Genomic DNA, 10,757 nt, shown 5'->3' with positions numbered 1-10,757 from the left:
GCTGGAAGGGATAAACAATCGAATAAAGGTCATCAAGCGGATGGCGTACGGTTACCGGGATAGCGAATTCTTTTTCATGAAGATCAAGAGCGTCTTTCCCGGTAATCCGTGAAGAACCTTTTTTTTTTGGTTCTTCACGTAATCCCGGGAGCAATAGGTAACGCGTTACCTGTAGGAGCGAGCTTGCTCGCGATGGAGGTCAAAGATGACGCGGGGAACCTGACACTCCGCGGTGCTCTCAGGTTCATCGCGAGCAAGCTCGCTCCTACAGGGTAATGCGATCATCTCCAGCAGACGTTTGTAGCTGATACGCAGGCTTGTCGCCTTGAAGGGCTTAGCAGGGCAGGTAGTGGCCGCCGTTGACGTCCAGTTGCGCGCCGGTAATGACCTTGGCGTAGTCGCTGGCCAGGTACAGGGCGGCCATGGCGCAGTCACTGTCTTCGGGAATCTTGCGCAGTGGAATCTGTTGCGCGACCTGGTCCACCAGCGACTCCATCGGGACGCCCAGGCGCTTGGCTTCGCTCTGGAAGTAACCGATGACGGGCGCGCCCCACATCCAGCCCATGAAGGTGGAGTTGACGCGGATGCCGAACGGGCCGAGATCCTGGGCCAGGTACTGCACGGCGGTTTTCAGCGCGCCTTTGGAGACGGCGTAACCGGACTCCAGCTGGTTGGGGGTGCGGGTGGCCATGGTGTTGATCATGACGATGCTGCCCGATTTCTGCTTCTTCATCTGCGGCAGCACGGCCTGGGTCATGTGCATGGTGCCGAACAGGTTGACGTCCATCGCGTTGCGCCAGTCGGCCATTGACGACTCGGAGGAACTGCCCCAGGCGCCGTGGGCGTAGGCGGAGTTGATCAGTACGTCGATCTGGCCAAAGTGCTCGATCGTCAGGTCGGCGAGCGTCTGGCACTGCTCGACCCGGGAAATGTCGGTGGGGACTTTCAGGATAGGGGTGCTGTAGCCCGCGTCGCGGACCGCTTGCTCGGCCTGATCCAGCTTGGCCGGGGTTCGCGCGGCCAACACCACGGCCTTGGCCTGATATTCCGCGGCTCGCACGGCCAGCTTGATGCCCAGGCCAGGGCCGATGCCGGAAATGATGACGACTTTATCTTTGAGCAACATGGTGATTACCTTCTTATTGTTCTGGTAAGGATTGGGGCGTTCAGGTGCGACTGGCGTGCAGGGCTTCGGCACGTCGTTTCAGGTCCAGGGCCATCTGGTCGAAGCCGGTTTTTACCCAGGCACCGTGTTCGCGCATGATCGTGTCCTGGTTCAGGCCCAGGAATATGTCCGTGGTGAAATAGCGGCAGCGGTTGGCATCGATGGCCTTGATGTACTGGTCGCGGCGGGCGGCGTCCATGTTCTCCGGGACGGGGCGCTGCTCCCAGGACAACAGTTGCTCGGGGTCGCACGCCACGAGGTATTCGAACACCGGAACGGTTTCGCCGGTCTCGGGGGAAAGCACCTGCATATGCACCTCGTCGCCGATCTGCAGGCCGCACCGAATGCTCGGACAGAAGCTGTTCCACTGGTGATAGTTGTCCAGGTCGATGAGCACTTCCCAGACCACCCGGGCGGGGGCATTAATTTCCACCGTGTGGGAGGTCACTATGTTTTCTGCTCTGGCCATGACGGTCTCCTGTCGTGCATTCAGTTAATGGGTCTGGAGGTGATCTGCAGCTGTTCGCTCAAGGGCTGGATAGTCTCGAGCAGGGTTTCGTAGCCCGTCTCGGCGATCATCCAGCGCTCGCCGCGCTTGATGTAGCGATCCTGGTAGATCGCGCTGCCGTGCATGTGGGTGTTGTCCTCGAGGTTGATGAACACGTAGCTCAGGTACCAGAGGGCTGTGGCTTGATCGCCAGCGACTTCGATTTCCGGGGTGTGACCGTTGTGGGTGGCCAGGCGGGTCTTGGTGAATGAGGTGCGGTAGAAGTCCAGCGCATCGCCCAGGCCGTTGACGTGGAACTCGTAGGCAGGGCTCTTGAACGACAGGGCGACGTCCTCGGTGAGCATGCCCTGGAGCATCTCGATGTTGCCGGTGTCGATGGCGCGAAAATAACGCGCCTTGAGCTGTTTGATCAGCTCGATAGCTTGCAGGTCCAACATGTGAAACCTCCTTGGGGCCATTCAGGCACTGAGCTGGTACTCGCTGGTGAGGATGCAGTCGAGCTTCTCGAAGTCGATGAACTTGCTGGTCGATTCGTACATGGCCTGCTGGCGCTGCGCGCATTTTTCCGGGTCGCCCAGGGCGGCGAAAAAACCTTGCGGATTGCCGATGGCCTCGGGCGGGAAGTTTTCTTCGACGATGGCGTGCAGCACCGGCGCACCGAAGGAAAGCGCCCGTACCACGGTGTTCTGTCGGTAGCCGAAGATCGATTGCAGTGGATAGGCATTAGGGCCGTGCCCGTTGCGCCAGGTGTCGTACCAATGCTCGTAGCTCATCCGGTCTGGCTTGTGCAGCAGCGCCACCTGGATCATGCCGGGTGTGCGCTCGCCAAGCGGCACCCGGTAGTGGGCAGCACGGGCCTGGCGTTCCTCGGGGTAGGGCTCGGATTCCACCACCAGGTACGCCTCCAGACGGTGGGTCAAAGGCGCCACGATTGTCTTGATGACGGGCCACTGCGAGGCACTGTCCAGCCACAACGAGAGCATCCCGTCCAGAGGCACTGCGCTATTGGTGATGCGTTGCGCGGATGCAGCGGCCACCGCCTCATCGACCAGCATGACGCGGATGTTTTTGCCACCGGCAGCAACCAGCGTGTCGCGCAGGCCGAGCAAATCCGCACGCCATTGCCCGGCGTTGGGTTGCGTCGGCTTCCACAGGGTCAAGATGATTTTTTCCATGATGTCTCCAGCCTGCCTTCAGTGATTGACGCCCAGGTGACGGGCGCGGTACTCGCTGTAGTCCTCGGTCATCTGCGCCTCGTTCAGGCCAAAGCGCTCCAGGCTGTAGTCGTGGCTGGCACGTTTTTCCCGGCTGTTTTGCGCCAGCCAGCCCTGCGCGTCGGCGCGGGCTTTGTCGGTAAATGGCAGGTTGGCGAAGGCGTAGACCTGTTCCAGCACCAGCAGCGGCTGCTTCACGGTGTCGGCGAAGTGGATGTCGAGAAAGCGCTCGGGCGCATGCTGCTCGCGCACCTGCATGGTGTGGCGGATACCGCGCGCCATGCGGTGGTTCCACTGCTCACCGGCGGCTTTCGGGTCCGGGTTGTCGCTGTACATCTGCCACAGGGTGTGGGCCATGCTGGCCATCGACGGGATGGTCTGGGCCGGTTCACGGTGGGTCAGGATCACCTGCGCCCCGGGGAAGACATCCAGTAGCAGATCCAGGGTGTGCAGGTGTTGTGGCGCCTTGAGCAGCCAGCGTTGAGCCGCCGGCTCACCCCGTTGCTGTTTCTGCCACTGCAGGAACTGCAGCATCTTCTTCAGTTGCGTGTAGACCGGCCGCTGGTCCTGCTGATCCAGCCAGCGGGTGTAGCTGGGTACATTCACGTAGGCGTCCATGGCGCACATGAAGGAATGCTCCATGAGCATGAACTCTTCATCGCAGAGCAGGGCATCGAGCGGGTGGATCGCGAGGATCTGCGGGATCACCTCGGCCATCAGATCGACCTCTGCCTTGGCCTGGGCGATGCGCTTGACCGGCGCGGCCAGGGTTTCGCCAGCCAGCGGTGCCGGAAAGCGGGTTTCCCACCAGGCGGCGCAGTAGAAGCGCGGGTCGACCGCCAGCGTGCGCTGCAGCATGGTGGTGCCAGTGCGTGGCAGGCCGACGATGACCAGCGGATCGTCAATGGATATCCGGGTGATTTGCGGATAACGGCTCAGGTAGTCTTCCATCACCAGGCGGTTGACCAGTTGCCCGACCAGTCTTTCTTCCAGCAGCTGCAGGCCGGTCTGCGACAGCCCGGCTTCAGTAGCCAAGGCATCGAGCAGCGCCTGCAGGGACGCCCGGTAGTTATCATCGCCAAAATGGCTCAGGCCGTCGGTGCGCGCGATTGCGCTGGCCAACAGCTTGTCGACGGTCAAATCTTCAATTCGGCTGGGCGCGTTCATACGACCTCCGCGACGGCAGCGACGTTTACCACGCGAGTGGTGGGGTGGCATTGCTCCCGGGCACCGACCCAACGCAGGCAGAACGTGCCCTGGCGGACGCCGGCGGTTTGCAGCCAGTTGCTCACCCCGGGGTCCCGCTCACTGAGCACCAGCGTCACCCCGCCGTTGTCGTCGTACCGGGCCTGGTGCTTGTTGAAGCAGATCCGGTGGTAGCGGTAGTCCAGCGACTCCATCCAGTAATTGTTGATCTGCAGGTTCCAGAAGTCGCAGTCCGGCACTTTATCGATGTGGATAACCAGCGCCTCGTCCTCGGCCAGCGCCCAGTGCGAGTGGTAGTAGAAAATATTTGGATCGCCGCCCACCGATTGGCAGAGCGCCTGGTTGGCCGGGGGCAACTGATTGCTGTGCGGCAGGTAGCTTTGGCTCCAGTCGGCGAACAGCCGGGCGGTGTTCTCGACGAAGCTCGATACCCGCGCCAGGCCTTGTTGGAACGTCGCCGGGTCAAGGGCCTGTGGCTTGGCATCGGTGCCGATGCGTTCAATGCTCAACTTGGCCGGCACTTCGCTGCGACGGTCCAGAAACGTCTGGCGGACGATCAAGGCGTTGGTGGCGCCTTCCATTTTCAACCAGTTGCCCGCTTGCGGTGCGCGGCTGAGGATGATTTCGAAGTTGCCCTGGTCATCGAGTTGTAACTGGCTGGCATCGATGAAGCCGGTCTGGATCAGGGTGCCGTCGGTTTCATAACCGCCTTTCTGGGTGCCGAAGCTCAGGTAGGCAACACTGCCGCGCTGGCCTGTGATGCGGTAGTCCAGCGTACCGTCCAGGCGCGAGTACTCGTAGAGATTGTCCGGGTTGTCGGCACCGATCTTCGCGGTCTCGTGGGAGGTCTTGAAGAAACTGGGAAACGCCGGGTCGGCAAACTCGATGTGCATCTCCAGGCCGATGCGCAGCAGGCGTGTGAGGTAGCGCAAGCCTTCGGCGCGGGTGGCCGCATCCGCGGGTGCTTCGGGACGCAGGATCTGCTCGCCGCAGCGCTTGAGGTGATCGCAGAACGTGGCCCAGGTCTGGCCACTCGACAGCTGTTGTTCGTCAATAGAGCTGATTGTCATTGTTGGACTCTCTTGATTGGGGGAGCCCGGCTCGAGCGCCTGCGCAGAGGCGTGAACCGGGCGTCGGGGCTAGCGTTCCTGGCCGATGAAACCGCGCTCGGTCAGCACCTCGATGATCCGGTCCACTGCACCCTCCGGCGTCAGCTTGCTGGTCTGGATATGGATGTCCGGCTTGCTCGGCACCTCATAAGGCGAGTCGATGCCGGTGAAGTTTTTCAACTCGCCGCGGCGGACTTTCTTGTACAGGCCCTTGGGGTCGCGCTCTTCGGCCACGGCCAGCGGCGTGTCGACGAAGATCTCGATGAACTCGCCTTCCTGCAGCAGCCCACGCGCCATCTCGCGCTCGGAGCGGAACGGCGAGATGAAGGCGGTCAACACGATCATCCCGGCATCCACGAATAACTTGGACACCTCGGCCACCCGGCGGATGTTCTCAACCCGGTCGGCATCGGTGAAGCCCAGGTCGCGGTTCAAGCCGTGGCGCACGTTGTCGCCATCGAGCAGGTAGGTATGGCGGCCGCGGGCGTATAGGCGGGTTTCCAGCAGGTTGGCGATGGCCGACTTGCCGGCGCCCGACAAACCGGTGAACCACAGCAGCACCGGCTGCTGGCCCATCTGTTCGGCGCGTGCCTTCTTGTTCACATCCACGTGCTGCATGTGGATGTTCTGCGAACGGCGCAGGGAGAACTCGATCAGGCCGGCGCCGACGGTGGCGTTGCTCAGGCGGTCGATGAGAATGAAGCTGCCGGTCTCGCGGTTGTCCTTGTAGGGATCGAAAGCGATCGGCTGGCTGGTGAAGAGGTTGCACACGCCAATCTCGTTCAGCGCCAGTTCCTTGGCCGCCAGGTGCTCCATGGTGTTGACGTTGATCTTGTACTTGGGCACTGCCAGGGTGACCGGCAACGTCTTGCCGCCGATCTTCATCAGGTAGGGGCGGCCGGCGAGCATGGCCTGCTCGTGCATCCAGATCAGGCTGACCTGGAACTGGTCGGCGACGCTGGCCGGATCTTCTGCGGTGGACAGGACATCGCCACGGCTGCAATCGACTTCGTCGGTCAGGGTCAGGGTGATGGACTGGCCGGCCACGGCTTGTTGCAGGTCGCCATCGAGGGTCACGATGCGCGAGATCCGGCTCTCTTGCCCGGCCGGCAACACACGCACGCGGTCGCCGGGACGAATCATGCCGCTGGCGATGGTGCCGGTGAAACCACGGAAATCGAGATTGGGGCGATTGACCCACTGCACCGGCATGCGGAACGCCAGTTTCTGCTGGTGCGCCTCGTCGATCTCGACGGTTTCCAGGTAGCCCATCAGCGTGGTGCCGCGATACCAGGGCATGTGCTCGCTCTGCTCGGTGATGTTCTCACCGCGCAGCGCGGACATCGGGATCGCGGTGACATCCTGAAGATTGATCTGCTTGGCGAACGCGCGGTAGTCATCGACGATGGCGTTGAAGACTTTCTCCGAGTAGTCCATCAAGTCCATCTTGTTGACGGCCAGCACCACCTTGCGAATGCCGATCAACGAAGCCAGGTAGCTGTGACGCCTGGACTGGGTCAGCACGCCGCGGCGGGCGTCGATCATCACCACGGCCACGTCGGCGGTGGAGGCACCGGTCACCATATTGCGGGTGTACTGCTCGTGGCCCGGGGTGTCGGCCACGATGAACTTGCGCAGTTCCGTGGAGAAAAAACGGTAGGCCACGTCGATGGTGATGCCTTGTTCGCGCTCGGCGGCCAGGCCGTCCACCAACAGCGCGAAGTCCAGTTCGCCACCCTGGGTGCCGTCTTTTTTCGAGTCGGCTTCCAGCGCTTCCATCTGGTCTTCGAAGAGCATTTTCGAATCGTAGAGCAGGCGCCCGATCAGCGTGCTCTTGCCATCGTCCACGCTGCCACAGGTGATGAAGCGCAGCAGGCTCTTGTGCTCGTGGGACTTGAGGTATTGCCCGATATCCTCGGCAATCAGGTCGGATACGTGTGCCATTAGAAATACCCCTCTTGTTTTTTCTTCTCCATCGATGCGGACGCGTCGTGGTCGATCATTCGCCCCTGGCGCTCGGACGTGCGGGTCAGGAGCATTTCCTGAATGATCTTGGGCAGGGTGTCGGCATCGGACTCCACGGCCCCGGTGAGCGGGTAGCAACCCAGCGTGCGAAAGCGCACGTTGCGCATCATCGGCACTTCACCCGGGTTCAGCGGCATGCGTGCGTCATCGACCATGATCAGCATCCCGTCACGCTCGACCACCGGGCGCGGCGCGGCGAAATACAGCGGTACGATCGGGATGTTTTCCAGGTAGATGTATTGCCAGATGTCCAGCTCGGTCCAGTTGGACAAAGGGAACACGCGGATCGACTCGCCCTTGTGTTTGCGCGTGTTGTACAGGTGCCAGAGCTCCGGGCGCTGGTTCTTCGGGTCCCAGCGGTGCTGGTCGGAGCGGAAGGAGAAAATCCGCTCCTTGGCCCGGGATTTTTCCTCGTCGCGACGTGCGCCGCCGAAGGCCGCGTCGAAACCGTAGTGATCAAGCGCTTGTTTCAGCCCCTCGGTCTTCATGATGTCGGTGTGGATCTGCGACCCGTGCTTGAACGGGCTGATGCCCATTTCAATGCCTTCGGGGTTGGTGTGGGTCAGCAGTTCGACGTTGAGCTTGGCCACCATCTGATCGCGGAAGCGATACATCTCCTGGAACTTCCAGGTGGTGTCGACATGCAGCAGAGGGAAGGGCGGCTTGGCCGGGTAGAAGGCCTTCATGGCCAGGTGCAGCATGACCGCACTGTCCTTGCCGATGGAGTAGAGCATGACCGGGTTGTCGGATTCGGCGACAACCTCGCGCATTGCCTGGATGCTTTCCGCTTCCAGTCGTTGTAGATGGGTAAGCGTCATGGATTTGCCTCTCGCTTTTTGTTGTTGTCGTTTATCAACGTACAACCGCTGCGATTCGGACTTATGCGCGACTTGATGTTTTAACATCTGGCGCAGCATCTGCAGCATGGGGTTACGGGGCAGGGTGCTTGCGATCACGGCAGGTGTGTCGTCAGGGTTGACGTGGGCGGCTTGCTGACCGATCTGGGTCGCCAGTTCGCGGGCACCGCTGAGCATTGCGCTGGCTTCGGGCAGATGAAACAGCTGCAGCCGCTCAGCGCGTTCGCCGGCCCAGGTGATGAAGGTCGCGGCGCGTTGCCAGTGCATGCCCGAGAGCAGGGCAAACACTTTGCGTTCGGCCGAGCGATAGAGGCGGTCGAAGAACGCTTGCAGGTGCGGCGCGCGCAAGCCGTCTTCATAAGGCAGCCAGAGCACCTTGCCGCGATTGCTCACCGCGCGCAGCACCCCGTGACTGAGCTTGCCCTGATCGTTGCGGGCACCGTAGTCATCGATCCAGTGGATCTCGCCATTCTGCGCACGCGCCTGTTCGAGGATGTCCCGGTAGGTGCTGCGGTACCAGCGCTGTACGGCCAGCGAAGCATTGGCGACACGCTTGGCCGGGCGCTCGGCATTGAGCTGCCAGCGTTGCAGGTAATGGGTGGCGGTGCGTTCGGGCAAGTCGATGTCGTGCAGACGCTTGACCAGTGCCTGCATCGCTTCCAGGTGCCAGAGCAGGAACGGTAACTGGTGCCGTTCCGGCGGCGTGCTGACCAACAGCTGGTAGATGTTCTGTTCCTGCTCGGCAGACAGGCTTCGGCCTTCGCCTTGCTTGCGCCCGCGTTCGCGCACGGGTACCGCCTTCCAGCCACCGGCTTGCCACGACTTGTAGGCAGAGATGATGGTCGGCGATGAGAGTCCGGTGTCCTGGCTGATGGCTTTGAGCGTATTGCCGGCGATGCGCAACTGCACGGCACGCAGGCGAAGCGTGTTGATCTGTGCAACGGACAGCTGATTGCCGTGGGACACGGGAGCTCCTGTTAAACATCCATTTGCGCAGTGGCGTTGGAGTGGATGTCTGTACTGTTCCCGGATCCGCAAAATCGCGCATAGGCCGAATGGACCATGTGAAGAACAAAAAACAGGAGAGTTGCCATGAACGAGTCAATGACTGTTCTGCTTGAAGACGTCATCGGTATTGCCCGCCAGGCAGGCGAGCTGGTGTTGGAGGTGTACCGTTCGGATTTCGAGGTGCGCGGCAAGGACGATGCGTCGCCAGTGACCGAGGCTGATGAGCGTGCCGAGGCTCTGATTCTGCAGGCCTTGGCGGCGCTCACACCGCAGATTCCGGTGATTTCGGAAGAGGCTGCCGCCGCAGGCAAGGTGCCCGAGGTCGGCAGGCGTTTCTGGCTGGTGGACCCGCTGGACGGCACTCGGGAATTCATCAATCGCAATGGCGAGTTCACCGTCAATATCGCCCTGATCGACAACGGTGAGCCGGTGCTTGGGGTGGTGCTCGCACCCGCGCTTGCGCGACTGTTCGCCGGTGCCCGTGGTGGTGGCGCCTTTATCGAACAGGCCGGGCAGCGCCAGCCCATCCACTGCCGTGCAGTGGGCCAGGAGGGCCTGGACGTGGTCGCCAGCCGCTCCCATGGCGATGCCCAGGCGCTGGATGAATTCCTCGACGGGCGCCAGGTGCGATCACTGAAAAGCGCCGGCTCGTCGCTGAAAATTTGCCTGGTCGCTTGCGGCGAGGCAGACCTTTATCCGCGCCTGGGGCGCACCATGGAATGGGATATCGCCGCGGGGCATGCGGTGCTGGTGGCGGCCGGTGGACAGATCCGCACCCTCGGCGGCGATGTGCTGCGTTATGGCAAGCCCGGCCTGGACAACCCGCATTTCTACGCTCACGGGTTATAGCCGCAATTTGCTTGTGCATGGGCCTGTTTCCGGGGATGGAAGCAGGCCCTTTGTGTTGGCGATTTCGCGATCTACATCGACAGATGCGCGCTCAAGTCCCCCATCATGTCCAGATGCGAATAATCACGAAAGCTGAAGCGCCAGACGCCGTCCATGCGTTCAAACTCATCGAGGTAGCGCCCGCTGGCGATGGGTTACAGGGGAAGGGTGTCGGTGGCTTGCAGCACGGTGTAGCAGGAGCGCACCTTCGCGGTTCCTGCGACTTCGTCGAGGTCGATGATCGGGTTGCTGATGATGTGTCGGGTGCGGGGTGTGCCGCAGGGGTAGCGCTTGATTCGTTGTTGCCAGATGCCCAGCAGCGCGCTGTGATCGATGTAGGCGTCCTGGCTTTGCAGCTTCATCCGGGCATGACGAAACAGCTCGGCCGCCTCGACCAGTTGGCCGCTGTCCAGGTATTCAGCGTAACGGTAGAGCAGGTTGCAGATCTGTATGGCGCTGGTGCTCATGGTGATCCTCTTTTTTTTAGGAGCCGGCTTGCCAGCGATGGCGGCCTGACAGCCAACCCATCTCCCACGGCTATACCCAATCCATTGTGGGAGCTGGCCTGCCGGCGATGGCGGCCTGACAGCCAACCCATCTCCCACGGCCTCACTCGATCCACTGTAGGAGCTGGCTTGCCAGCGATGGTCGTCAACGATGACGCGGGGAGCCTGACACCCCGCGCCGCTCTCAGGTTTTTCGCGAGCAAGCTCGCTCCTACAGAAACCCACTGTGCAGAACAGGAACGAAGCCCCTGTAGGAGCAAGCTTGCTCGCG

The 10,757-nt window shown here is 61.7% G+C and carries 11 protein-coding genes; 2 read left to right on the top strand and 9 right to left on the bottom strand.

All coding sequences use genetic code 11. The features are described from left to right. On the top strand, window positions 1–112 hold a 112-nt coding region (locus ACYP2Q_RS31220), incomplete at its 5' end, for a transposase (protein WP_036984840.1). A gap of 222 nt (window positions 113–334) precedes the next feature. On the opposite strand, the gene ACYP2Q_RS31215 is transcribed toward ACYP2Q_RS31220, so the two are convergent. The 8 genes from ACYP2Q_RS31215 to cysD form a co-directional block, all read right to left on the bottom strand. Then, entirely contained in the window at window positions 335–1,126 is a 792-nt protein-coding gene (locus ACYP2Q_RS31215; RefSeq protein WP_459734052.1) for an SDR family oxidoreductase, read from the bottom strand. Between the two features lie 40 nt (window positions 1,127–1,166). Then, window positions 1,167–1,634 (bottom strand): SRPBCC domain-containing protein, encoded by a 468-nt coding sequence (locus ACYP2Q_RS31210; RefSeq protein ID WP_459734050.1) that lies wholly within the window; start codon window positions 1,632–1,634, stop codon window positions 1,167–1,169. A gap of 20 nt (window positions 1,635–1,654) precedes the next feature. Further along, window positions 1,655–2,110 carry a nuclear transport factor 2 family protein gene (locus tag ACYP2Q_RS31205; RefSeq protein WP_459734048.1) on the bottom strand — a complete coding sequence of 152 codons (456 nt, stop codon included), beginning with the start codon at window positions 2,108–2,110 and terminating at the stop codon, window positions 1,655–1,657. 21 nt (window positions 2,111–2,131) lie between these two features. Continuing rightward, complete coding sequence (locus tag ACYP2Q_RS31200; protein WP_459734046.1) at window positions 2,132–2,848, bottom strand: EthD domain-containing protein; 717 nt, start codon at window positions 2,846–2,848, stop codon at window positions 2,132–2,134. Window positions 2,849–2,866: 18 nt separating this feature from the next. After that, window positions 2,867–4,054 carry a sulfotransferase family protein gene (locus ACYP2Q_RS31195; RefSeq protein WP_459734044.1) on the bottom strand — a complete coding sequence of 396 codons (1,188 nt, stop codon included), beginning with the start codon at window positions 4,052–4,054 and terminating at the stop codon, window positions 2,867–2,869. Continuing rightward, entirely contained in the window at window positions 4,051–5,163 is a 1,113-nt protein-coding gene (locus ACYP2Q_RS31190; RefSeq protein WP_459734043.1) for a DUF1214 domain-containing protein, read from the bottom strand. Before ACYP2Q_RS31190 ends, ACYP2Q_RS31195 begins: the two co-directional genes overlap by 4 nt. A gap of 69 nt (window positions 5,164–5,232) precedes the next feature. Then, complete coding sequence (cysN, locus tag ACYP2Q_RS31185; protein WP_459734041.1) at window positions 5,233–7,146, bottom strand: sulfate adenylyltransferase subunit CysN; 1,914 nt, start codon at window positions 7,144–7,146, stop codon at window positions 5,233–5,235. Continuing rightward, window positions 7,146–8,132, bottom strand: a complete 987-nt coding sequence (gene cysD, locus ACYP2Q_RS31180; RefSeq protein ID WP_459734054.1) for a sulfate adenylyltransferase subunit CysD — start codon at window positions 8,130–8,132, stop codon at window positions 7,146–7,148. Before cysD ends, cysN begins: the two co-directional genes overlap by 1 nt. Window positions 8,133–9,176: 1,044 nt before the next feature. Here cysD and cysQ point away from each other — a divergent pair. Then, window positions 9,177–9,941 (top strand): 3'(2'),5'-bisphosphate nucleotidase CysQ, encoded by a 765-nt coding sequence (gene cysQ, locus ACYP2Q_RS31175; protein ID WP_459734040.1) that lies wholly within the window; start codon window positions 9,177–9,179, stop codon window positions 9,939–9,941. Window positions 9,942–10,135: 194 nt separating this feature from the next. Here the strand turns inward: cysQ and ACYP2Q_RS31170 are convergent, their stop codons facing one another. Beyond that, window positions 10,136–10,447, bottom strand: a complete 312-nt coding sequence (locus ACYP2Q_RS31170) for a nuclear transport factor 2 family protein (RefSeq protein ID WP_459734039.1) — start codon at window positions 10,445–10,447, stop codon at window positions 10,136–10,138. Window positions 10,448–10,757 lie beyond the last annotated feature (310 nt).

Source organism: Pseudomonas sp. MHK4 (assembly GCF_054600775.1).
This window is presented reverse-complemented; position numbering and strand designations above follow the sequence as displayed.

What these genes read in the sequence shown, in the direction of transcription:
- ACYP2Q_RS31215 (WP_459734052.1), bottom strand. Translation starts at nt 1,126, where the DNA reads ATGTTGCTCAAAGATAAAGTCGTCATCATTTCCGGCATCGGCCCTGGC.
- ACYP2Q_RS31210 (WP_459734050.1), bottom strand. Translation starts at nt 1,634, where the DNA reads ATGGCCAGAGCAGAAAACATAGTGACCTCCCACACGGTGGAAATTAAT.
- ACYP2Q_RS31205 (WP_459734048.1), bottom strand. Translation starts at nt 2,110, where the DNA reads ATGTTGGACCTGCAAGCTATCGAGCTGATCAAACAGCTCAAGGCGCGT.
- ACYP2Q_RS31200 (WP_459734046.1), bottom strand. Translation starts at nt 2,848, where the DNA reads ATGGAAAAAATCATCTTGACCCTGTGGAAGCCGACGCAACCCAACGCC.
- ACYP2Q_RS31195 (WP_459734044.1), bottom strand. Translation starts at nt 4,054, where the DNA reads ATGAACGCGCCCAGCCGAATTGAAGATTTGACCGTCGACAAGCTGTTG.
- ACYP2Q_RS31190 (WP_459734043.1), bottom strand. Translation starts at nt 5,163, where the DNA reads ATGACAATCAGCTCTATTGACGAACAACAGCTGTCGAGTGGCCAGACC.
- cysN (WP_459734041.1), bottom strand. Translation starts at nt 7,146, where the DNA reads ATGGCACACGTATCCGACCTGATTGCCGAGGATATCGGGCAATACCTC.
- cysD (WP_459734054.1), bottom strand. Translation starts at nt 8,132, where the DNA reads ATGTTAAAACATCAAGTCGCGCATAAGTCCGAATCGCAGCGGTTGTAC.
- cysQ (WP_459734040.1), top strand. Translation starts at nt 9,177, where the DNA reads ATGAACGAGTCAATGACTGTTCTGCTTGAAGACGTCATCGGTATTGCC.
- ACYP2Q_RS31170 (WP_459734039.1), bottom strand. Translation starts at nt 10,447, where the DNA reads ATGAGCACCAGCGCCATACAGATCTGCAACCTGCTCTACCGTTACGCT.